Here is a 20071-nt window from a genome sequence, read left to right as displayed (position 1 = left end):
TTTGAACAGGAAAGAATATGCTATGAACCCTTATATTTATCTTGGTGGTGCAATACTTGCAGAGGTCATTGGTACAACCTTAATGAAGTTTTCAGAAGGTTTTACACGGTTATGGCCATCTGTTGGTACAATTATTTGTTATTGTGCATCATTCTGGTTATTAGCTCAGACGCTGGCTTATATTCCTACAGGGATTGCTTATGCTATCTGGTCAGGAGTCGGTATTGTCCTGATTAGTTTACTGTCATGGGGATTTTTCGGCCAACGGCTGGACCTGCCAGCCATTATAGGCATGATGTTGATTTGTGCCGGTGTGTTGGTTATTAATTTATTGTCACGAAGCACACCACATTAAAATAATTTGTTTCTAAACGACTAAAATATGGAGACTCTTATATTTATATGAGCCTCGTTTTATGCTTTTTGTTAATGTCTTTATTTTTTATGTATTCTTTTGTGCTTTCAAGATTATGGCGTAAGAAAATTGCAATACGATTATTGTTGTATATTCAAGATAATGTGACCTTAATTGTCTTTTTAAATAAAAATTAAACAAAAATTATATCCCACCACTAAGGTTTATAAAAGCATACGTTAGCAGGTGTCACCATGAAAAAAGCCATAGCATATATGCGATTTTCATCACCAGGTCAGATGTCTGGTGACTCATTAAACCGACAGAGAAGACTTATTGCTGAATGGTTAAAGGTAAATAGTGATTATTATCTTGATACCATAACATATGAAGATTTAGGATTAAGTGCATTCAAAGGAAAGCATGCACAATCAGGAGCTTTTTCGGAATTTTTAGATGCTATAGAGCATGGTTATATATTGCCAGGAACTACATTGTTAGTTGAAAGTCTGGACAGACTTTCAAGAGAAAAAGTCGGTGAAGCGATTGAACGTCTGAAATTGATTTTGAATCACGGTATTGATGTTATAACTCTTTGCGACAATACAGTCTATAATATTGACTCTTTGAATGAGCCATATTCATTAATAAAAGCCATACTTATAGCACAAAGGGCAAATGAAGAAAGCGAGATAAAGTCAAGTCGGGTTAAATTATCATGGAAGAAAAAACGGCAGGATGCAATGGAATCAGGTACGATTATGACGGCGTCTTGTCCGAGATGGCTCTCCTTAGATGACAAAAGAACGGCTTTTGTTCCAGACCCCGACAGGGTGAAAACTATTGAGCTAATTTTTAAACTCAGGATGGAAAGGCGCTCATTGAATGCAATAGCCAAGTATTTAAATGATCATGCTGTAAAGAATTTCTCAGGAAAAGAAAGTGCATGGGGACCTTCTGTAATTGAAAAATTATTAGCGAATAAAGCTCTGATAGGTATATGCGTACCTTCATATCGTGCAAGAGGGAAAGGGATAAGTGAAATCGCTGGCTATTATCCCAGAATTATATCAGATGATTTGTTTTACGCTGTACAGGAAATTCGGTTGGCACCTTTTGGTATTAGCAATAGTAGCAAGAATCCTATGCTAATAAATCTACTTCGAACAGTTATGAAGTGTGAGGCTTGTGGTAATACCATGATTGTTCATGCGGTATCTGGAAGTTTGCATGGCTATTATGTTTGTCCGATGAGAAGATTACATCGATGTGACAGGCCATCAATAAAAAGAGATTTGGTTGATTATAATATCATTAATGAATTGCTTTTTAATTGTAGCAAAATTCAACCAGTTGAAAACAAGAAAGATGCTAATGAAACTTTAGAGTTAAAAATTATTGAGCTTCAGATGAAAATTAATAATTTAATCGTTGCATTGTCTGTCGCGCCTGAAGTTACCGCTATAGCAGAGAAAATAAGACTATTAGATAAGGAATTACGAAGGGCTTCGGTATCATTGAAAACTTTGAAGAGTAAAGGTGTAAATTCATTCAGTGATTTTTATGCTATTGACTTAACCAGTAAAAATGGACGAGAGTTATGCCGTACACTTGCCTATAAAACATTCGAAAAAATCATAATTAATACGGATAATAAAACCTGTGATATCTATTTTATGAATGGCATTGTTTTTAAACACTATCCTTTAATGAAAGTAATATCCGCCCAGCAGGCGATAAGTGCTCTCAAATATATGGTTGATGGTGAGATTTATTTCTAAATAATGATCTCGGATTTTAAGTTATGCTATGGTGATAAAGTGCAAGACAGAATTAATTATCTTTGACGAAACTTAATGGGTAATTACTTTGTTTGCTCCCACAAGCGAGTTTTGTACGGCTGTATTGGGGTAGTAAATGAGCTATACAATCTTAATCATTTGTTAGGTGAGAACTCTTGGTCGCAGATTCAAATACTGAAAATACGTGACAAATTATTATGAGCAAAATGGTGTATGTCACGTATTTTGAATGGTAGGTTAAAAAATAACACCGACTTTCGTAGGTATTACTAATAATAAAGCAGAGTTTTTAGATAGTATCAATGTGCTTTGTGTATATTGTGGCAAATAATTGGGTTGGGGGTACAATTGTGATTGCTTTTGCATAAACATTGCGCCTTTATGCATAATGAGATAAAGGAATATCAAATAAAATAACGATAGGTCATAACAAAGAGGTTTTTATGAAAACACTTATCGTTTCAACTGTATTGGCATTCATAACATTTTCTGCGCAGGCTGCAGCATTTCAGGTCACTAGTAATGAAATAAAAACAGGAGAGCAACTTACAACGTCTCATGTCTTTTCTGGATTTGGGTGTGAAGGTGGTAATACATCGCCCTCATTAACCTGGTCTGGTGTTCCTGAAGGTACCAAAAGCTTTGCCGTAACTGTATATGATCCAGATGCACCTACAGGCAGTGGTTGGTGGCATTGGACTGTTGTTAATATTCCAGCAACAATAACATATTTGCCCGTTGATGCAGGGAGACGTGATGGAACAAAACTGCCGACTGGTGCTGTTCAAGGCCGAAATGATTTTGGCTATGCTGGGTTTGGTGGCGCATGTCCTCCTAAAGGAGATAAACCACATCATTACCAGTTTAAAGTATGGGCTCTAAAAACTGAAAAGATTCCTGTAGATTCTAACTCCAGCGGAGCGTTAGTTGGTTATATGCTTAATGCTAATAAAATCGCAACCGCTGAGATAACACCAGTTTATGAGATAAAGTAGGGTGAGAGTATGCTGGCAAGAGGTAAGACTAACTTAAAGATCGAAGAAATACGGATGCATAAACATCATGAGATTCATAGGGTTAAGCCTCTTATGCCAGCTTTGTGTCGTATCCGTCAGGGAAAGAAAGTTATCAATTGGGAGACGCATACTTTAACTGTTGATAATAATCAAATAATATTATTTCCTTGTGGTTATGAATTTTATATTGAGAATTATCCTGAAGCAGGGCTTTATCTTGCAGAAATGCTTTACTTACCCATTGATTTAATTGAGAGTTTCCAAAAACTTTATACGGTAACTGATCAAATACGTAACAAAACAAGTTTCTTTTTACCTCAGAATCCTGAGTTAATATATTGTTGGGAGCAACTAAAAACATCTGTTTCCCGAGGCTTCTCAACTAAAATTCAGGAGCACTTAGCAATGGGCGTTCTACTTTCGTTAGGAGTGAATCATGTTAATCATTTACTTTTATCATATAGTAAACAATCATTGATAAGTCGTTGTTATAACCTGCTGCTATCCGAACCCGGCACAAAATGGACAGCAAACAAGGTTGCTCGATATCTCTACATTTCTGTTTCTACATTACATCGCCGTCTAGCAAGCGAGGGGGTAAGTTTCCAAAGTATACTGGACGATGTGAGGTTAAATAATGCGTTGTCTGCTATACAAACGACGGTAAAACCTATAAGCGAGATTGCCAGAGAAAATGGTTATAAGTGTCCTTCTCGTTTTACAGAAAGATTTCATAATCGTTTTAATATAACACCAAGAGAGATAAGAAAAGCTTCCAGAGAGTAAAAGTGTTTTAAGAAGGAGCAATTCTATCGATTTTGATTTTGGGAAATCAACACGGCATAATTATGTCACCGGAGCCTGAACAACTCCGGTGACTTCTGCGCTAAACGGGGACGTTTATGCGCACATACAATCCAAACTCTCTTCTCCCTTCACAGATGCAGAAATGCACCTGCAATTCTTTGCATCTAGCGTTTGACCTCTGCGGAGGTGAAGCGTGAACCTACCACAAGATGGCATCAAACTGCATCGCGGTAACTTCACCGCTATCGGCCAGCAGATCCAGCCTTATCTGGAGGACGGAAAATGCTTTCGCATGGTGCTTAAACCGTGGCGCGAGAGACGCAGTCTTTCCCAGAATGCACTCAGCCACATGTGGTACAGCGAAATCAGTGAATACCTCATCAGCAAGGGTAAAACGTTCGCCACTCCAGCTTGGGTAAAAGATGCTCTCAAACACACATATCTCGGTTATGAAACCAAAGACCTGGTTGATGTCGTAACCGGTGATATCACCACTATCCAGTCGTTACGCCATACCTCCGATCTTGATACCGGAGAGATGTATGTCTTCCTGTGTAAGGTTGAAGCCTGGGCGATGAATATTGGCTGCCACCTGACTATTCCGCAGAGCTGCGAGTTCCAGCAGCTCCGCGACAAACAGGAGGCGTAATGGCTACACCGCTTATTCGTGTCATGAACGGACACATCTACAGAGTACCAAATCGTCGTAAGCGTAAACCGGAGCTGAAGCCTTCCGAAATACCAACACTGCTCGGATATACCGCCAGCCTGGTTGATAAAAAATGGTTGCGACTGGCAGCAAGGAGGAATCATGGCTGATTTGAGAAAAGCAGCGCGTGGTCGGGAATGCCAGGTAAGAATCCCTGGCGTATGTAATGGCAACCCTGAAACGTCTGTACTGGCACATATCCGGCTGACTGGATTGTGCGGCACCGGTACCAAACCGCCAGACCTGATTGCCACCATTGCATGTTCTGCCTGCCACGACGAAATCGACCGTCGCACGCATTTTGTTGACGCTGGATATGCAAAAGAATGCGCGCTGGAAGGTATGGCGAGAACGCAGGTTATCTGGCTGAAAGAGGGGGTAATCAAGGCGTGAATACTTACCACATCACATTACCCTGGCCTCCGAGCAATAATCGCTATTACCGCCATAATCGCGGGCGCACGCACATCAGCGCAGAGGGGCAGGCATACCGCGATAACGTCGCCCGAATCATTAAAAACGCAATGCTGGATATCGGCCTGGCTATTCCTGTGAAAATCCGCATTGAGTGTCACATGCCGGATCGCCGTCGCCGTGACCTGGATAATCTGCAAAAAGCTGCTTTTGACGCACTTACCAAAGCAGGTTTCTGGCTGGATGATGTTCAGGTCGTTGATTACCGCGTTGTGAAGATGCCTGTTACCAAAGGTGGGAAGCTGGAACTGACCATCACTGAACTGGGAGATGAATGATGTTTGAGTCTTATATGGCAGAACGTCTTCGCCGCCGCTGGGCGCGCCTGCGCTTATATCGTTTTATTGATTTTTGCTGGCAATTGGCGTGCTAGCCTGATTTTTGTGGGGAAAGTTGATGCGTGATATTCAGATGGTTCTTGAGCGTTGGGGGGCATGGGCGGCTAATAACCACGAGGATGTAACCTGGTCATCCATTGCTGCCGGTTTTAAGGGATTAATTCCTTCAAAAGTAAAATCTCGCCCGCAATGTTGTGACGATGACGCGATGATCATTTGCGGGTGCATGGCCCGTCTGAAAAAGAACAACAGCGATTTGCACGATTTATTAGTAGATTATTATGTAGTCGGTATGACATTCATGTCACTGGCAGGTAAGCATTGCTGCTCTGATGGTTATATCGGGAAAAGGTTACAGAAGGCTGAGGGTATAATTGAAGGGATGTTAATGGCATTAGATATCCGGTTAGAGATGGATATCGTTGTTAATAACTCTAATTAATATGCCAATTGTTTACTAAAAATTATTAAAAATGGGGCGTCGAGACGCCCCCAAAAATAAAGGGTAATATATAACAGAAGGTTTATATAGTTAGAAGCAAGGTTGTGCTCCTAAAGGAAGTGGCTTGAGGGAGCCACTTATATGTTGGGGAGGCAAAGCCTCCCGCAACATATCTTTTTCGTAATCAGATTAGAACTGGTAAACCAGACCTACAGCAACGATGTCATCAGTGCTTACACCGAGTGCTTTAGTGAAGTCATTTTTGTCAAGCAGGTTGATTTTGTAATCAACGAAAGTTGACATATTTTTGTTGAAGTAATAGGTGGCACCTACATCAACATATTTGACTAAGTCCTGATCGCCCCATACTCCAAGATCCTTACCTTTAGATTGCAGGTAAGCAACGGACGGACGCAGACCGAAATCGAACTGATATTGTGCAACAGCTTCGAAGTTTTGAGCTTTATTAGCAACGAAGTGATCAGCAAATACAGTCATATTCTGGGTTTCAGAATAGGTAGTGGCCAGGTAAATGTTGTTAGCGTCATATTTCAGACCTGCGGCCCAAACTTCTGCATTTTTACCGGAAGCAAATACTTCAGGAAGAACTTTCCCTGCATTAACTTGAGTGTCGGTACGATCAGATTTCGCATAAGTTGCACCGATACCGAATCCTTCGTATTCATAGGTAGCAGAGAAACCGAAGCCATCACCGTTACCTTCGGTGTAGTTATCGAAATCGCTACGATCGTTTTTGCCTTGGTACTGAGCAGCAAAGTTCAGACCATCAACCAGGCCAAAGAAGTCGTTGTTACGATAGGTTGCAACACCAGTGGTGCGACCAGTCATGAACACATCTGTTTGGGTCCAGGTATCGCCACCGAATTCTGGCAGAACGTCAGTCCACGCACCGATGTCGTATGCTACACCGTAGTTACGGCCGTAATCGATGGAGCCGTAGTCACCGAATTTCAGGCCAGCGAAGGCAAGACGGGTTTTATCTTTGGAGGAACCTTGAGATTCAGCGCGGTTGCCTTTGAATTCATATTCCCACTGACCGAAACCAGTCAGTTGATCGTTGATTTGGGTTTCACCTTTGAAGCCAAGACGGGCATAAGTAGTATCACCATCATCTGCATCATTAGAGGAGAAGTAGTGCTTAGCATTAACTTTCCCGTACAGATCCAGCTTGTTACTGTCTTTATTATAAATTTCAGCTGCCTGAGCAGACATCGCCATCAGTACTGATGCAGCTACAGCAGAAATTGCCACTGTTAATTTTTTCATCGTGAGCCCTTTTTTTTGAACTATTATTAAAAAATGATGTCACTGCGCGATAAATATTCATCTAATCAATATGATTATTTCAAGATGTAAGTTTTGGTTTCTCGTTTGATTTGTGAAGTAGATCTCTATTTTTATCTGAACTTTTTTCTATCGAATCCTATTCATGGCTCTTGGCTGAATAAAAATAAATCTATTAGCCAATTTATATTAACGGTTGTTATTTATAAGTGCTCTATGATTTGAAGGTTCAATTTAAATCGGCTAAAAATAACACTAGAAATTATTTGTTGGTTATTTGTTGAGATTTGCTTATGTATTTGTAGTGGTGTTTTCAATACTCGGTAGCATTCTCGCAAATATCATTTAGTGGTTTACGTACGTAAAAAATTGGTTATGCTGTTAAGAGTGGTTACTTCGTCACACAGCTTAAACCCGCCGTCGAGCGGGTTTTTCCATTTTTTGAGTCTCGATATTAGCTGATAACCCAATACCTGAGTTATTCACTGACTCCGAGTCTGTTACGTTTCGTAGTATTCCCTCAATTTACACCCGCTTTGTCTGCGAGGTGGGGTTATGAAATCCATGGATAAGTTAACAACGGGTGTCGCCTATGGCACCTCAGCAGGTAGTGCCGGGTACTGGTTTTTACAGCTGCTAGATAAAGTCACGCCCTCACAGTGGGCGGCAATTGGAGTGCTGGGTAGCTTGGTATTTGGCCTGCTGACGTACCTGACAAACCTTTATTTCAAGATTAAAGAAGATAAGCGCAAGGCTGCGAGAGGTGAATAATGCCTCCATCATTACGAAAAGCCGTTGCTGCTGCTATTGGTGGCGGAGCAATTGCTATAGCATCAGTGTTAATCACTGGCCCAAGTGGTAACGATGGTCTGGAAGGTGTCAGCTACATACCATACAAAGATATCGTTGGCGTATGGACTGTATGTCACGGGCATACAGGAAAAGACATCATTCCCGGTAAAACGTATACCGAAGCAGAATGCAAAGCCCTCCTGAATAAAGACCTTGCCACGGTAGCCAGACAAATTAACCCGTACATCAAAGTCGATATACCGGAAACAACGCGCGGCGCTCTTTACTCGTTCGTCTATAACGTGGGCGCAGGCAATTTCAGAACATCTACTCTTCTTCGCAAAATAAACCAGGGCGATATCAAGGGCGCATGTGACCAGCTACGTCGCTGGGCATACGCTGGCGGTAAGCAATGGAAAGGCCTGATGACTCGTCGTGAGATTGAGCGTGAGGTCTGTTTGTGGGGGCAACAATGAGCAGGGTAACCGCGATTATCTCCGCTCTGGTTATCTGCATCATCGTCTGCCTGTCATGGGCTGTTAATCATTACCGTGATAATGCAATCGCCTACAAAGAACAGCGCGATAACAAGGCCAGTGAACTGGAGAAGGCGAACGCCACCATTACTCACATGCAGCAGCGCCAGCGTGATGCTGATGCACTCGATGATAAATACACGAAGGAGTTAGCTGATGCGAAAGCTGAAAATGATGCTCTTCGGCGCAAGCTTGATAATGGTGGTCGGGTGCTCGTCAAAGGAAAATGCCCTGTGCCATCCTCAGCTGAAACCTCCAGCGCCTCCGGCATGGGCAATGATGCCACCGTCGAACTCTCTCCAGTTGCTGGACGAAACGTTCTCGGTATCCGGGACGGAATTATCCGCGACCAAACAGCACTGAGAACGCTTCAGGAATACATCAGGACGCAATGCCTTCGATGATAGCGATAATTTTACTCATCATCCTTCACATCTGGCTCTGTAGACAGGGTGGTGCTCACTTCTGGAGTGAATCCAGATTAAACATCTCATTGCTGATGCTTGATATTGAGCATTTTGCGCGCGGTAAGGGGCTGCGTTGAGATAAGAGCCAGTCATTACAAATACCAGGATTTAGCCTCGCATTCGCGGGGCTTTTTATTGCCATTACAAAAGCCACTTCCTACAGAGTGGCTTTGATAATGGTTTATACCCTACACGGGATAACTTAACTGATATCCCTTTTAAAGGATAAAGGTATTCAAGCCTGACACATCATGCGCTGTATCGTCGCCGTATTCCCGTATTAACAGAGACCGTAGCCCGACGGGGAACTCCTTCTGCGCGAGTGTGCGGGAATAATCAAAAACGATGCACACCGGGGTTACCGGGTACACATATTTCATCATGCCAGCGAGTCCGGTTCTGGCACGGAAGAAACCGGACGTTATGATTTAGTGCGGAAATATTTGTGTAGTGTTCTGAATGTTCTCAGTAAAGAGTAATGAATTATCAAAGGTATAGTAATACCTTTTGTTTTCGTGGATATTTGTAATCCATCTGAAAACCCCTGCTGTAGCAAGATTTTTCCTGTATTCGTAAAATGATAACTCTCCTGATTTGAATCCTTTTAAGGTGGCTTCTATAAGGCATTTATTTTTTGAAAATCTTACATTTACAACCTTACCCTGTCCTTTTATTAAAACCGTATTATCGTTTTCAAGAACAAGATGAATATTCTCTGTAGCTAAATAGTAAATGTAATGTGAGACATTGTGACGTTTTAGTTCAGAATAAAACCAGTGATAGTTTAAATTATTTCGCACTTTATCGAATATTTGTTTAAAAATGGCAACCTGAGCCATTGTAGTACCTTCCATGTGATATGAGGGGCGTAGTCTGCACGATTATCTAAATTGCTTCAATCTGGTCTGATCTGTTTTCTGAGCAATTCAGTAATGTCACTCTTTTCTTTGTTTGCTTCAGGAGAAACTCTTTTTTCTGAGCACAGTCTCCGGCGGCAGGCTTCAATGACCCAGGCTGAGAAATTCCCGGACCCTTTTTGATCAAGAGCGATGTTAATTTGTTCAATCATTTGGTTAGGAAAGCGGATGTTGCGGGTTGTTGTTCTGCGGGTTCTGTTCTTCGTTGACATGAGGTTGTCCCGTATTCAGTGTCGCTGATTTGTATTGTCTGAAGTTGTTTTTACGTTAAGTTGATGCAGATCAATTAATACGATATCTGCGTCATAATTGATTATTTGACGTGGTTTGATTGCGTAGATGCACGTTGTGACATGTAGATGATAATTATTATCATTTTGCGGGTCCTTTCCGGCGATCCGACAGGTTACGGGGCGGCGACCTCGCGGGTTTTCGCTATTTATGAAAATTTTCCGGTTTAAGGCGTTTCCGTTCTTCTTCGTCATAACTTAATGTTTTTATTTAAAATACCCTCTGAAAAGAAAGGAAACGACAGGTGCTGAAAGCGAGCTTTTTGGCCTCTGTCGTTTCCTTTCTCTGTTTTTGTCCGTGGAATGAACAATGGAAGTCAACAAAAAGCAGCTGGCTGACATTTTCGGTGCGAGTATCCGTACCATTCAGAACTGGCAGGAACAGGGAATGCCCGTTCTGCGAGGCGGTGGCAAGGGTAATGAGGTGCTTTATGACTCTGCCGCCGTCATAAAATGGTATGCCGAAAGGGATGCTGAAATTGAGAACGAAAAGCTGCGCCGGGAAGTTGAAGAACTGCGGCAGGCCAGCGAGACAGATCTCCAGCCAGGGACTATTGAGTACGAACGCCATCGACTTACGCGTGCGCAGGCCGACGCACAGGAGCTGAAAAATGCCAGAGACTCCGCTGAAGTGGTGGAAACCGCATTCTGTACTTTCGTGCTGTCGCGGATCGCAGGTGAAATTGCCAGTATTCTCGACGGGATCCCCCTGTCGGTGCAGCGGCGTTTTCCGGAACTGGAAAACCGACATGTTGATTTCCTGAAACGGGATATCATCAAAGCCATGAACAAAGCAGCCGCGCTGGATGAACTGATACCGGGGTTGCTGAGTGAATATATCGAACAGTCAGGTTAACAGGCTGCGGCATTTTGTCCGCGCCGGGCTTCGCTCACTGTTCAGGCCGGAGCCACAGACCGCCGTTGAATGGGCGGATGCCAATTACTATCTCCCAAAAGAATCCGCATACCAGGAAGGGCGCTGGGAAACACTGCCCTTTCAGCGGGCCATCATGAATGCGATGGGCAGCGACTACATCCGTGAGGTGAATGTGGTGAAGTCTGCCCGTGTCGGTTATTCCAAAATGCTGCTGGGTGTTTATGCCTACTTTATAGAGCATAAGCAGCGCAACACCCTTATCTGGTTGCCGACGGATGGTGATGCCGAGAACTTTATGAAAACCCACGTTGAGCCGACCATCCGCGATATTCCGTCGCTGCTGGCGCTGGCTCCGTGGTATGGCAAAAAGCACCGGGATAACACGCTCACTATGAAGCGTTTTTCCAATGGTCGTGGCTTCTGGTGCCTGGGCGGTAAAGCGGCAAAAAACTACCGTGAAAAGTCGGTGGATGTGGCGGGTTATGATGAACTTGCTGCCTTTGATGAGGATATTGAACAGGAAGGCTCTCCGACGTTCCTTGGCGACAAACGTATTGAAGGCTCGGTCTGGCCAAAGTCCATCCGTGGCTCCACGCCCAAAGTGAGAGGCACCTGCCAGATTGAGCGTGCAGCCAGTGAATCCCCGCATTTTATGCGTTTTCATGTTGCCTGCCCGCACTGCGGGGAGGAGCAGTATCTTAAATTTGGCGACAAAGAGACGCCGTTTGGCCTCAAATGGACGCCGGATGACCCCTCCAGCGTGTTTTATCTCTGCGAGCATAATGCCTGCGTCATCCGCCAGCAGGAGCTGGACTTTACTGATGCCCGTTATATCTGCGAAAAGACCGGGATCTGGACCCGTGATGGCATTCTCTGGTTTTCGTCATCCGGTGAAGAGATTGAGCCGCCGGACAGTGTGACCTTTCACATCTGGACGGCGTACAGCCCGTTCACCACCTGGGTGCAGATTGTCAAAGACTGGATGAAGACGAAAGGGGATACGGGAAAACGTAAAACCTTCGTGAACACCACGCTCGGTGAGACATGGGAAGCGAAAATTGGCGAACGTCCGGATGCTGAGGTGATGGCGGAGCGGAAAGAGCATTATTCAGCGCCCGTTCCTGACCGTGTGGCTTACCTGACCGCCGGTATCGACTCCCAGCTGGACCGCTACGAAATGCGCGTATGGGGATGGGGGCCGGGTGAGGAAAGCTGGCTGATTGACCGGCAGATTATTATGGGCCGCCACGACGATGAACAGACGCTGCTGCGTGTGGATGAGGCCATCAATAAAACCTATACCCGCCGGAATGGTGCAGAAATGTCGGTATCCCGTATCTGCTGGGATACTGGCGGGATTGACCCGACCATTGTGTATGAACGCTCGAAAAAGCATGGGCTGTTCCGGGTGATCCCCATTAAAGGGGCATCCGTCTACGGAAAGCCAGTGGCCAGCATGCCACGTAAGCGAAACAAAAACGGGGTTTACCTTACCGAAATCGGTACGGATACCGCGAAAGAGCAGATTTATAACCGCTTCACACTGACGCCGGAAGGGGATGAACCGCTTCCCGGTGCCGTTCACTTCCCGAATAACCCGGATATTTTTGATCTGACCGAAGCGCAGCAGCTGACTGCTGAAGAGCAGGTCGAAAAATGGGTGGATGGCAGGAAAAAAATACTGTGGGACAGCAAAAAGCGACGCAATGAGGCGCTCGACTGCTTCGTTTATGCGCTGGCGGCGCTGCGCATCAGTATTTCCCGCTGGCAGCTGGATCTCAGTGCACTGCTGGCGAGCCTGCAGGAAGAGGATGGTGCAGCAACCAACAAGAAAACACTGGCAGATTACGCCCGTGCCTTATCCGGAGAGGATGAATGACGCGACAGGAAGAACTTGCCGCTGCCCGTGCGGCACTGCATGACCTGATGACAGGAAAACGGGTGGCAACGGTACAGAAAGACGGACGGCGAGTGGAGTTTACGGCCACTTCCGTGTCTGACCTGAAAAAATACATTGCGGAGCTGGAAGTGCAGACCGGCATGACACAGCGACGCAGGGGACCTGCAGGATTTTATGTATGAAAACGTCCTCCATTCCCACCCTTCTGGGGCCGGACGGCATGACATCGCTGCGTGAATATGCCGGTTATCACGGCGGTGGCAGCGGATTTGGTGGGCAGTTGCGGGCGTGGAACCCACCGAGTGAAAGTGTGGATGCAGCCCTGTTGCCCAACTTTACCCGTGGCAATGCCCGCGCGGACGATCTGGTACGCAATAACGGCTATGCCGCCAACGCCATCCAGCTGCATCAGGATCATATCGTCGGGTCTTTTTTCCGGCTCAGTCATCGCCCAAGCTGGCGCTATCTGGGCATCGGGGAGGAAGAAGCCCGTGCCTTTTCCCGCGAGGTTGAAGCGGCATGGAAAGAGTTTGCCGAGGATGACTGCTGCTGCATTGACGTTGAGCGAAAACGCACGTTTACCATGATGATTCGGGAAGGTGTGGCCATGCACGCCTTTAACGGTGAACTGTTCGTTCAGGCCACCTGGGATACCAGTTCGTCGCGGCTTTTCCGGACACAGTTCCGGATGGTCAGCCCGAAGCGCATCAGCAACCCGAACAATACCGGCGACAGCCGGAACTGCCGTGCCGGTGTGCAGATTAATGACAGCGGTGCGGCGCTGGGATATTACGTCAGCGAGGACGGCTATCCTGGCTGGATGCCGCAGAAATGGACATGGATACCCCGTGAGTTACCCGGCGGGCGCGCCTCGTTCATTCACGTTTTTGAACCCGTGGAGGACGGGCAGACCCGCGGTGCAAATGTGTTTTACAGCGTGATGGAGCAGATGAAGATGCTCGACACGCTGCAGAACACGCAGCTGCAGAGCGCCATTGTGAAGGCGATGTATGCCGCCACCATTGAGAGTGAGCTGGATACGCAGTCAGCGATGGATTTTATTCTGGGCGCGAACAGTAAGGAGCAGCGGGACAAGCTGACCGGCTGGATTGGTGAAATTGCCGCGTATTACGCCGCAGCACCGGTCCGTCTGGGAGGCGCAAAAGTGCCGCACCTGATGCCGGGGGACTCACTGAACCTGCAGACGGCTCAGGACACGGATAACGGCTACTCCGTGTTTGAGCAGTCACTGTTGCGGTATATCGCTGCCGGGCTGGGTGTCTCGTATGAGCAGCTTTCCCGGAATTACGCCCAGATGAGCTACTCCACGGCACGGGCCAGTGCGAACGAGTCGTGGGCGTACTTTATGGGGCGGCGAAAATTCGTCGCATCCCGTCAGGCGAGCCAGATGTTTCTGTGCTGGCTGGAAGAGGCCATCGTTCGCCGCGTGGTGACGTTACCTTCAAAAGCGCGCTTCAGCTTTCAGGAAGCCCGCAGCGCCTGGGGGAACTGTGACTGGATAGGCTCCGGTCGTATGGCCATCGATGGTCTGAAAGAAGTACAGGAAGCGGTGATGCTGATAGAAGCCGGACTGAGTACCTACGAGAAAGAGTGCGCAAAACGCGGTGACGACTATCAGGAAATTTTTGCCCAGCAGGTCCGTGAAACGATGGAGCGCCGTGCAGCCGGTCTTAAACCGCCCGCCTGGGCGGCTGCGGCATTTGAATCCGGACTGCGACAATCAACAGAGGAGGAGAAGAGTGACAGCAGAGCTGCGTAATCTCCCGCATATTGCCAGCATGGCTTTTAATGAGCCGCTGATGCTTGAACCCGCCTATGCGCGGGTTTTCTTTTGTGCGCTTGCAGGCCAGCTTGGGATCAGTCGCCTGACGGATGCAGTATCCGGCGACAGCCTGACTGCCGGAGAGGCACCCGCGGCGCTGGCGTTATCCGGTGATGATGACGGACCACGACAGGCCCGCAGTTATCAGGTCATGAACGGCATCGCCGTGCTGCCGGTGTCCGGTACGCTGGTCAGCCGGACGCGGGCGCTGCAGCCGTATTCGGGAATGACCGGTTACAACGGCATTATCGCCCGTCTGCAACAGGCTGCCAGCGATCCGATGGTGGACGGCATTCTGCTCGATATGGACACACCGGGCGGGATGGTGGCGGGAGCATTTGACTGTGCTGACATCATCGCCCGTGTGCGTGACATAAAGCCGGTATGGGCGCTGGCCAACGACATGAACTGCAGTGCAGGTCAGCTGCTTGCCAGCGCCGCCTCCCGGCGTCTGGTCACGCAGACCGCCCGGACAGGCTCCATCGGCGTCATGATGGCTCACAGTAATTACGGCGCTGCGCTGGAGAAACAGGGCGTGGAAATCACGCTGATTTACAGCGGCAGCCATAAGGTGGATGGCAACCCCTACAGCCATCTACCGGGTGATGTCCGGGAGACACTGCAGTCCCGGATGGATGCAACCCGCCGGATGTTTGCGCAGAAGGTGTCGGCATATACCGGCCTGTCCGTGCAGGCTGTGCTGGATACCGAGGCTGCAGTGTACAGCGGTCAGGAGGCCATTGATGCCGGACTGGCTGATGAACTTGTCAACAGCACCGATGCGATCACCGTTATGCGTGATGCACTGGATGCACGTAAATCCCGTCTCTCAGGAGGGCGAATGACCAAAGAGACTCAATCAACAACTGTTTCAGCCACTGCTTCGCAGGCTGACGTTACTGACGTGGTGCAAGCGACGGAGGGCGAAAACGCCAGCGCGGCGCAGCCGGACGTGAACGCGCAGATCACCGCTGCGGTTGCGGCAGAAAACAGCCGCATTATGGGGATCCTCAACTGTGAGGAAGCTCACGGACGCGAAGAACAGGCACGTGTGCTGGCCGAAACCCCCGGTATGACCGTGGAAACGGCCCGCCGCATTCTGGCAGCTGCACCACAGAGTGCACAGGCGCGCAGTGACACTGCGCTGGATCGTCTGATGCAGGGGGCACCGGCACCACTGGCTGCAGGTAACCCGGCATCTGATGCCGTTAACGATTTGCTGAACACACCAGTGTAAGGGATGTTTATGACGAGCAAAGAAACCTTTACCCATTACCAGCCGCTGGGCAACAGTGACCCGGCACATACGGCAACCGCGCCCGGCGGATTGAGTGCGAAAGCGCCTGCAATGACCCCGCTGATGCTGGACACCTCCACCCGTAAGCTGGTTGCGTGGGATGGCACCACCGACGGTACTGCCGTTGGCATTCTGGCGGTTGATGCTGACCAGACCAGCACCACGCTGACGTTCTACAAGTCCGGCACGTTCCGTTATGAGGATGTGCTCTGGCCGGAGGCTGCCAGCGACGAGACGAAAAAACGGACCGCGTTTGCCGGAACGGCAATCAGCATCGTTTAACCTTACCCTTCATCACTAAAGGCCGCCTGTGCGGCTTTTTTTACGGGATTTTTTTATGTCGATGTACACAACCGCCCAGCTGCTGGCGGCAAATGAGCAGAAATTTAAGTTTGATCCGCTGTTTCTGCGTCTCTTTTTCCGTGAGAGCTATCCCTTCACCACGGAGAAAGTCTATCTCTCACAAATTCCGGGACTGGTAAACATGGCGCTGTACGTTTCGCCGATTGTTTCCGGTGAGGTTATCCGTTCCCGTGGCGGCTCCACCTCTGAATTTACGCCGGGATATGTCAAACCCAAGCATGAGGTGAATCCGCAGATGACCCTGCGTCGCCTGCCGGATGAAGATCCGCAGAATCTGGCGGACCCGGCTTACCGCCGCCGTCGCATCATCATGCAGAACATGCGAGACGAAGAGCTGGCCATTGCTCAGGTCGAAGAGATGCAGGCAGTTTCTGCTGTGCTTAAGGGCAAATACACCATGACCGGTGAAGCCTTCGATCCGGTTGAGGTGGATATGGGCCGCAGTGCGGCGAACAACATCACACAGTCCGGTGGTACGGAGTGGAGCAAGCGTGACAAGTCCACGTATGACCCGACCGACGATATCGAAGCCTATGCGCTGAACGCCAGCGGCGTGGTGAATATCATCGTGTTTGATCCGAAAGGCTGGGCGCTGTTCCGTTCCTTCAAAGCCGTCAAGGAGAAGCTGGATACCCGTCGCGGCTCTCATTCCGAGCTGGAGACAGCGGTAAAAGACCTGGGCGAAGCGGTGTCCTATAAGGGGATGTATGGCGATACGGCGATCGTCGTGTATTCCGGACAGTACGTGGAAAACGACGTCAAAAAGAACTTCCTGCCGGACAACACGATGGTGCTGGGGAACACTCAGGCACGCGGTCTGCGCACCTATGGCTGCATTCAGGATGCGGACGCACAGCGCGAAGGTATTAACGCCTCTGCCCGCTACCCGAAAAACTGGGTGACCACCGGCGATCCGGCGCGTGAGTTCACCATGATTCAGTCAGCACCGCTGATGCTGCTGGCTGATCCTGATGCGTTCGTGTCCGTACAACTGGCGTAATCATGGCCCTTCGGGGCCATTTTCTCTCTGTGGAGGAGTCCATGACGAAAGATGAACTGATTGCCCGTCTTCAGGTGCTGGGTGAGCAACTGAACCGTGATGTCAGCCTGACGGGGACGAAAGAAGAACTGGTGCTCCGTGTGGCAGAGCTGGAAGAGGAGCTTGATGACACGGATGACGCTGCCGGTCAGGACACATCTGTCAGCCCGGAAAATGCGCTGACCGGACATGAAAATGAGGTGGTATCAGCGCAGCCGGATACCGTGATTGATACGGCTGCTCTGGTCACGGTCGTGGCACTGGTGACGCTGCATACTGATGCACTTCACGCCACGCGGGATGAGCCTGTGGCATTTGTGCTGCCGGGAACGGCGTTTCGTGTCTCTGCCGGTGTGGCAGCCGAAATGACAGAACATGGCCTGGCCAGAATGCAATAACGGGAGGCGCTGTGGCTGATTCCGATAACCTGTTCGATGCTGCCATTGCCCGCGCCGATGAAACGATACGCGGGTACATGGGAACGTCAGCCACCATGACATCCGGTGAGCTGTCCGGTGCTGTGATACGTGGTGTTTTTGATGACCCTGAAAATATCAGCTATGCCGGACAGGGGGTGCGCGTTGAAGGCTCCAGCCCGTCCCTGTTTGTCCGGACTGATGATGTGCGGCAGCTGCGGCGTGGAGACACACTGACCATCGGCGAGGAAAACTTCTGGGTGGACCGGATTTCGCCGGATGATGGCGGAAGCTGTCATCTCTGGCTTGGGCGTGGCGTGCCGCCTGCCGTTAACCGTCGCCGCTGAAAGGGGGATGTATGGCCATAAAAGGTCTTGAGCAGGCCGTTGAAAACCTCAGCCGTATCAGCAAAACGGCGGTGCCTGGTGCCGCCGCAATGGCCATTAACCGCGTTGCGTCATCCGCGATATCGCAGTCTGCGTCACAGGTTGCCCGTGAGACAAAGGTACGCCGGAAACTGGTAAAGGAAAGGGCCAGGCTGAAAAGGGCCACGGTCAAAAATCCGCAGGCCAGAATCAGGGTTAACCGGGGGGATTTGCCCGTAATCAAGCTGGGTAACGCGCGGGTTGTCCTTTCCCGCCGCAGACGTCGTAAAAAGGGGCAGCGTTCATCCCTGAAAGGTGGCGGCAGCGTGCTTGTGGTGGGAAACCGTCGTATTCCCGGCGCGTTTATTCAGCAACTGAAAAATGGCCGGTGGCATGTCATGCAGCGTGTGGCCGGGAAAAACCGTTACCCCATTGATGTGGTGAAAATCCCGATGGCGGTGCCGCTGACCACGGCGTTTAAACAGAATATTGAACGGATACGGCGTGAACGTCTTCCGAAAGAGCTGGGCTATGCGCTGCAGCATCAACTGAGAATGGTAATAAAGCGATGAAACATACTGAACTCCGTGCAGCCGTACTGGATGCACTGGAGAAGCATGACACCGGGGCGACGTTTTTTGATGGTCGCCCCGCTGTTTTTGATGAGGCGGATTTTCCGGCAGTTGCCGTTTATCTCACCGGCGCTGAATACACGGGCGAAGAGCTGGACAGCGATACATGGCAGGCGGAGCTGCATATTGAAGTTTTCCTGCCTGCTCAGGTGCCGGATTCAGAGCTGGATGCGTGGATGGAGTCCCGGATTTATCCGGTGATGAGTGATATCCCGGCACTGTCAGATTTGATCACCAGTATGGTGGCCAGCGGCTATGACTACCGGCGCGACGATGATGCGGGCCTGTGGAGTTCAGCCGATCTGACTTATGTCATTACCTATGAAATGTGAGGACGCTATGCCTGTACCAAATCCTGTAATGCCGGTGAAAGGTGCCGGGACCACCCTGTGGGTTTATAAGGGAAGCGGTGACCCTTATGCGAATCCGCTTTCAGACGTTGACTGGTCGCGTCTGGCAAAAGTTAAAGACCTGACGCCCGGCGAACTGACCGCTGAGTCCTATGACGACAGCTATCTCGATGATGAAGATGCAGACTGGACTGCGACCGGGCAGGGGCAGAAATCTGCCGGAGATACCAGCTTCACGCTGGCGTGGATGCCCGGAGAGCAGGGGCAGCAGGCGCTGCTGGCGTGGTTTAATGAAGGGGATACCCGAGCCTATAAAATCCGCTTCCCGAACGGCACGGTCGATGTGTTCCGCGGCTGGGTCAGCAGTATCGGTAAGGCGGTGACGGCGAAGGAAGTGATCACCCGCACGGTGAAAGTCACCAACGTGGGCCGTCCGTCGATGGCAGAAGATCGCAGCACGGTGACGGCGACAACCGGCATGACTGTGACGCCTGCCAGCACCTCGGTGGTGAAAGGGCAGAGCACCACGCTGACCGTGGCATTCCAGCCGGAAGGCGCAACCGACAAGAGCTTCCGTGCGGTGTCTGCGGATAAAACAAAAGCCACCGTGTCGGTCAGTGGTATGACCATCACCGTGAAAGGTGTTGCTGCAGGCAAGGTCAACATTCCGGTCGTATCCGGTAATGGTGAACTTGCTGCGGTTGCAGAAATCACCGTCACCGCCAGTTAATCCGGGGAG

Annotated in this window: 30 protein-coding genes and 1 pseudogene; 28 read left to right on the top strand and 3 right to left on the bottom strand. The window is 48.9% G+C overall.

All coding sequences use genetic code 11. The annotated features are described in order from the left end of the window. Positions 1-22: 22 nt before the first annotated feature. From emrE to quuD, 12 genes and pseudogenes are all read left to right on the top strand, one after another. Positions 23-355, top strand: coding sequence for a multidrug efflux SMR transporter EmrE (emrE, locus tag FQ015_RS21825; RefSeq protein ID WP_001070442.1), 333 nt, complete (start codon positions 23-25; stop codon positions 353-355). A gap of 47 nt (positions 356-402) precedes the next feature. Further along, the gene (gene ylcJ / locus FQ015_RS21820) at positions 403-552 is read left to right on the top strand and encodes a protein YlcJ (RefSeq protein ID WP_001299444.1); all 150 of its coding nucleotides are present in this window, start codon (positions 403-405) and stop codon (positions 550-552) included. Between the two features lie 57 nt (positions 553-609). Beyond that, positions 610-2136, top strand: coding sequence for a recombinase family protein (locus FQ015_RS21815; protein WP_001356996.1), 1527 nt, complete (start codon positions 610-612; stop codon positions 2134-2136). Positions 2137-2600: 464 nt separating this feature from the next. Then, positions 2601-3152: a Raf kinase inhibitor-like protein YbcL gene (ybcL, locus tag FQ015_RS21810; protein WP_001445652.1), complete on the top strand. Its 552-nt coding sequence runs from the start codon at positions 2601-2603 to the stop codon at positions 3150-3152. 9 nt (positions 3153-3161) lie between these two features. Then, entirely contained in the window at positions 3162-3959 is a 798-nt protein-coding gene (locus FQ015_RS21805; RefSeq protein WP_000881075.1) for a helix-turn-helix transcriptional regulator, read from the top strand. A gap of 116 nt (positions 3960-4075) precedes the next feature. After that, positions 4076-4177 carry a hypothetical protein gene (locus FQ015_RS21800; protein ID WP_001303586.1) on the top strand — a complete coding sequence of 34 codons (102 nt, stop codon included), beginning with the start codon at positions 4076-4078 and terminating at the stop codon, positions 4175-4177. Continuing rightward, entirely contained in the window at positions 4174-4629 is a 456-nt protein-coding gene (ybcN, locus tag FQ015_RS21795) for a DNA base-flipping protein YbcN (protein WP_001356995.1), read from the top strand. The genes FQ015_RS21800 and ybcN overlap by 4 nt, the downstream gene beginning before the upstream one ends. Continuing rightward, the gene (locus FQ015_RS21790) at positions 4629-4799 is read left to right on the top strand and encodes a NinE family protein (RefSeq protein ID WP_000224914.1); all 171 of its coding nucleotides are present in this window, start codon (positions 4629-4631) and stop codon (positions 4797-4799) included. The genes ybcN and FQ015_RS21790 overlap by 1 nt, the downstream gene beginning before the upstream one ends. Continuing rightward, the gene (locus tag FQ015_RS21785) at positions 4792-5082 is read left to right on the top strand and encodes a DUF1364 domain-containing protein (RefSeq protein ID WP_000774486.1); all 291 of its coding nucleotides are present in this window, start codon (positions 4792-4794) and stop codon (positions 5080-5082) included. The genes FQ015_RS21790 and FQ015_RS21785 overlap by 8 nt, the downstream gene beginning before the upstream one ends. Then, positions 5079-5441 carry a crossover junction endodeoxyribonuclease RusA gene (gene rusA / locus FQ015_RS21780; protein WP_044687701.1) on the top strand — a complete coding sequence of 121 codons (363 nt, stop codon included), beginning with the start codon at positions 5079-5081 and terminating at the stop codon, positions 5439-5441. The genes FQ015_RS21785 and rusA overlap by 4 nt, the downstream gene beginning before the upstream one ends. Next, a pseudogene (locus FQ015_RS24420) lies at positions 5438-5506 on the top strand (YlcG family protein); the annotation flags it as partial. The gene rusA and the pseudogene FQ015_RS24420, both read left to right, overlap by 4 nt. 53 nt (positions 5507-5559) lie before the next feature. Continuing rightward, a complete protein-coding gene (gene quuD, locus FQ015_RS21775; RefSeq protein ID WP_001204780.1) occupies positions 5560-5943 on the top strand; it encodes an antitermination protein QuuD in 384 nt (127 codons plus the stop codon). A gap of 189 nt (positions 5944-6132) precedes the next feature. On the opposite strand, the gene FQ015_RS21770 is transcribed toward quuD, so the two are convergent. Further along, complete coding sequence (locus FQ015_RS21770; protein ID WP_000737266.1) at positions 6133-7230, bottom strand: porin; 1098 nt, start codon at positions 7228-7230, stop codon at positions 6133-6135. A 573-nt stretch (positions 7231-7803) separates the two neighbouring features. Here FQ015_RS21770 and essD point away from each other — a divergent pair. From essD to FQ015_RS21750, 4 genes are read left to right on the top strand one after another with little or no spacing between them, the layout of a single operon-like run. Continuing rightward, a complete protein-coding gene (gene essD / locus FQ015_RS21765; RefSeq protein WP_000839596.1) occupies positions 7804-8019 on the top strand; it encodes a phage lysis protein EssD in 216 nt (71 codons plus the stop codon). Then, a complete protein-coding gene (gene rrrD / locus FQ015_RS21760) occupies positions 8019-8516 on the top strand; it encodes a lysozyme RrrD (RefSeq protein WP_001135261.1) in 498 nt (165 codons plus the stop codon). Before essD ends, rrrD begins: the two co-directional genes overlap by 1 nt. Then, positions 8513-8980 carry a lysis protein gene (locus FQ015_RS24010; protein WP_072650489.1) on the top strand — a complete coding sequence of 156 codons (468 nt, stop codon included), beginning with the start codon at positions 8513-8515 and terminating at the stop codon, positions 8978-8980. The genes rrrD and FQ015_RS24010 overlap by 4 nt, the downstream gene beginning before the upstream one ends. Then, positions 8968-9120, top strand: a complete 153-nt coding sequence (locus FQ015_RS21750; RefSeq protein WP_001139678.1) for a hypothetical protein — start codon at positions 8968-8970, stop codon at positions 9118-9120. The genes FQ015_RS24010 and FQ015_RS21750 overlap by 13 nt, the downstream gene beginning before the upstream one ends. A gap of 351 nt (positions 9121-9471) precedes the next feature. Here FQ015_RS21750 and FQ015_RS21745 read toward each other — a convergent pair whose 3' ends face one another. Next, entirely contained in the window at positions 9472-9882 is a 411-nt protein-coding gene (locus FQ015_RS21745; RefSeq protein WP_000079508.1) for a DUF1398 domain-containing protein, read from the bottom strand. Between the two features lie 56 nt (positions 9883-9938). After that, entirely contained in the window at positions 9939-10172 is a 234-nt protein-coding gene (locus tag FQ015_RS21740) for a YlcI/YnfO family protein (protein WP_001663509.1), read from the bottom strand. Between the two features lie 388 nt (positions 10173-10560). On the opposite strand from FQ015_RS21740, the gene FQ015_RS21735 reads away from it, so the two are divergent. The 12 genes from FQ015_RS21735 to FQ015_RS21680 are packed head-to-tail and all read left to right on the top strand — an operon-like array spanning position 10561 to position 20062. Then, on the top strand, positions 10561-11106 hold the full coding sequence (locus tag FQ015_RS21735) for a DNA-packaging protein (protein WP_000453587.1): 546 nt from the start codon (positions 10561-10563) through the stop codon (positions 11104-11106). After that, on the top strand, positions 11081-13006 hold the full coding sequence (locus tag FQ015_RS21730; RefSeq protein ID WP_001027269.1) for a phage terminase large subunit family protein: 1926 nt from the start codon (positions 11081-11083) through the stop codon (positions 13004-13006). Before FQ015_RS21735 ends, FQ015_RS21730 begins: the two co-directional genes overlap by 26 nt. Next, a complete protein-coding gene (locus FQ015_RS21725) occupies positions 13003-13209 on the top strand; it encodes a phage head-tail joining protein (protein ID WP_000198149.1) in 207 nt (68 codons plus the stop codon). The genes FQ015_RS21730 and FQ015_RS21725 overlap by 4 nt, the downstream gene beginning before the upstream one ends. Then, the gene (locus tag FQ015_RS21720) at positions 13206-14807 is read left to right on the top strand and encodes a phage portal protein (RefSeq protein ID WP_160524493.1); all 1602 of its coding nucleotides are present in this window, start codon (positions 13206-13208) and stop codon (positions 14805-14807) included. Before FQ015_RS21725 ends, FQ015_RS21720 begins: the two co-directional genes overlap by 4 nt. Then, positions 14788-16107, top strand: a complete 1320-nt coding sequence (locus FQ015_RS21715; RefSeq protein ID WP_000123248.1) for a S49 family peptidase — start codon at positions 14788-14790, stop codon at positions 16105-16107. Before FQ015_RS21720 ends, FQ015_RS21715 begins: the two co-directional genes overlap by 20 nt. Positions 16108-16116: 9 nt before the next feature. Further along, positions 16117-16449 (top strand): head decoration protein, encoded by a 333-nt coding sequence (locus tag FQ015_RS21710; protein ID WP_001358225.1) that lies wholly within the window; start codon positions 16117-16119, stop codon positions 16447-16449. Positions 16450-16504: 55 nt separating this feature from the next. Further along, positions 16505-17530: a major capsid protein gene (locus FQ015_RS21705; RefSeq protein ID WP_000063250.1), complete on the top strand. Its 1026-nt coding sequence runs from the start codon at positions 16505-16507 to the stop codon at positions 17528-17530. A gap of 41 nt (positions 17531-17571) precedes the next feature. Continuing rightward, the gene (locus FQ015_RS21700; protein ID WP_000158875.1) at positions 17572-17967 is read left to right on the top strand and encodes a DNA-packaging protein FI; all 396 of its coding nucleotides are present in this window, start codon (positions 17572-17574) and stop codon (positions 17965-17967) included. Between the two features lie 11 nt (positions 17968-17978). Beyond that, positions 17979-18332 (top strand): head-tail joining protein, encoded by a 354-nt coding sequence (locus FQ015_RS21695; RefSeq protein ID WP_000785282.1) that lies wholly within the window; start codon positions 17979-17981, stop codon positions 18330-18332. Between the two features lie 11 nt (positions 18333-18343). Next, positions 18344-18922 carry a phage tail protein gene (locus FQ015_RS21690; RefSeq protein WP_000975081.1) on the top strand — a complete coding sequence of 193 codons (579 nt, stop codon included), beginning with the start codon at positions 18344-18346 and terminating at the stop codon, positions 18920-18922. Beyond that, positions 18919-19314, top strand: coding sequence for a phage minor tail U family protein (locus FQ015_RS21685; protein ID WP_000683105.1), 396 nt, complete (start codon positions 18919-18921; stop codon positions 19312-19314). Before FQ015_RS21690 ends, FQ015_RS21685 begins: the two co-directional genes overlap by 4 nt. Before the next feature lie 7 nt (positions 19315-19321). After that, on the top strand, positions 19322-20062 hold the full coding sequence (locus FQ015_RS21680) for a phage tail protein (RefSeq protein ID WP_001358372.1): 741 nt from the start codon (positions 19322-19324) through the stop codon (positions 20060-20062). The last annotated feature ends 9 nt before the right edge of the window (positions 20063-20071 follow it).

The sequence above is a fragment of the Escherichia sp. HH26CH genome (genome assembly GCF_009820205.1).
GTDB lineage: Bacteria > Pseudomonadota > Gammaproteobacteria > Enterobacterales > Enterobacteriaceae > Escherichia > Escherichia coli_F.
Note: the sequence above shows the minus strand (reverse complement) of the source record. Positions and strands in the feature narration are given on the sequence as shown.

What these genes read in the sequence shown, in the direction of transcription:
- emrE (WP_001070442.1), top strand. Translation starts at nt 23, where the DNA reads ATGAACCCTTATATTTATCTTGGTGGTGCAATACTTGCAGAGGTCATT.
- ylcJ (WP_001299444.1), top strand. Translation starts at nt 403, where the DNA reads ATGAGCCTCGTTTTATGCTTTTTGTTAATGTCTTTATTTTTTATGTAT.
- FQ015_RS21815 (WP_001356996.1), top strand. Translation starts at nt 610, where the DNA reads ATGAAAAAAGCCATAGCATATATGCGATTTTCATCACCAGGTCAGATG.
- ybcL (WP_001445652.1), top strand. Translation starts at nt 2,601, where the DNA reads ATGAAAACACTTATCGTTTCAACTGTATTGGCATTCATAACATTTTCT.
- FQ015_RS21805 (WP_000881075.1), top strand. Translation starts at nt 3,162, where the DNA reads ATGCTGGCAAGAGGTAAGACTAACTTAAAGATCGAAGAAATACGGATG.
- FQ015_RS21800 (WP_001303586.1), top strand. Translation starts at nt 4,076, where the DNA reads ATGCGCACATACAATCCAAACTCTCTTCTCCCTTCACAGATGCAGAAA.
- FQ015_RS21790 (WP_000224914.1), top strand. Translation starts at nt 4,629, where the DNA reads ATGGCTACACCGCTTATTCGTGTCATGAACGGACACATCTACAGAGTA.
- FQ015_RS21785 (WP_000774486.1), top strand. Translation starts at nt 4,792, where the DNA reads ATGGCTGATTTGAGAAAAGCAGCGCGTGGTCGGGAATGCCAGGTAAGA.
- quuD (WP_001204780.1), top strand. Translation starts at nt 5,560, where the DNA reads ATGCGTGATATTCAGATGGTTCTTGAGCGTTGGGGGGCATGGGCGGCT.
- FQ015_RS21770 (WP_000737266.1), bottom strand. Translation starts at nt 7,230, where the DNA reads ATGAAAAAATTAACAGTGGCAATTTCTGCTGTAGCTGCATCAGTACTG.
- essD (WP_000839596.1), top strand. Translation starts at nt 7,804, where the DNA reads ATGAAATCCATGGATAAGTTAACAACGGGTGTCGCCTATGGCACCTCA.
- rrrD (WP_001135261.1), top strand. Translation starts at nt 8,019, where the DNA reads ATGCCTCCATCATTACGAAAAGCCGTTGCTGCTGCTATTGGTGGCGGA.
- FQ015_RS24010 (WP_072650489.1), top strand. Translation starts at nt 8,513, where the DNA reads ATGAGCAGGGTAACCGCGATTATCTCCGCTCTGGTTATCTGCATCATC.
- FQ015_RS21750 (WP_001139678.1), top strand. Translation starts at nt 8,968, where the DNA reads ATGCCTTCGATGATAGCGATAATTTTACTCATCATCCTTCACATCTGG.
- FQ015_RS21745 (WP_000079508.1), bottom strand. Translation starts at nt 9,882, where the DNA reads ATGGCTCAGGTTGCCATTTTTAAACAAATATTCGATAAAGTGCGAAAT.
- FQ015_RS21740 (WP_001663509.1), bottom strand. Translation starts at nt 10,172, where the DNA reads ATGTCAACGAAGAACAGAACCCGCAGAACAACAACCCGCAACATCCGC.
- FQ015_RS21735 (WP_000453587.1), top strand. Translation starts at nt 10,561, where the DNA reads ATGGAAGTCAACAAAAAGCAGCTGGCTGACATTTTCGGTGCGAGTATC.
- FQ015_RS21725 (WP_000198149.1), top strand. Translation starts at nt 13,003, where the DNA reads ATGACGCGACAGGAAGAACTTGCCGCTGCCCGTGCGGCACTGCATGAC.
- FQ015_RS21720 (WP_160524493.1), top strand. Translation starts at nt 13,206, where the DNA reads ATGAAAACGTCCTCCATTCCCACCCTTCTGGGGCCGGACGGCATGACA.
- FQ015_RS21710 (WP_001358225.1), top strand. Translation starts at nt 16,117, where the DNA reads ATGACGAGCAAAGAAACCTTTACCCATTACCAGCCGCTGGGCAACAGT.
- FQ015_RS21705 (WP_000063250.1), top strand. Translation starts at nt 16,505, where the DNA reads ATGTCGATGTACACAACCGCCCAGCTGCTGGCGGCAAATGAGCAGAAA.
- FQ015_RS21700 (WP_000158875.1), top strand. Translation starts at nt 17,572, where the DNA reads ATGACGAAAGATGAACTGATTGCCCGTCTTCAGGTGCTGGGTGAGCAA.
- FQ015_RS21690 (WP_000975081.1), top strand. Translation starts at nt 18,344, where the DNA reads ATGGCCATAAAAGGTCTTGAGCAGGCCGTTGAAAACCTCAGCCGTATC.
- FQ015_RS21685 (WP_000683105.1), top strand. Translation starts at nt 18,919, where the DNA reads ATGAAACATACTGAACTCCGTGCAGCCGTACTGGATGCACTGGAGAAG.
- FQ015_RS21680 (WP_001358372.1), top strand. Translation starts at nt 19,322, where the DNA reads ATGCCTGTACCAAATCCTGTAATGCCGGTGAAAGGTGCCGGGACCACC.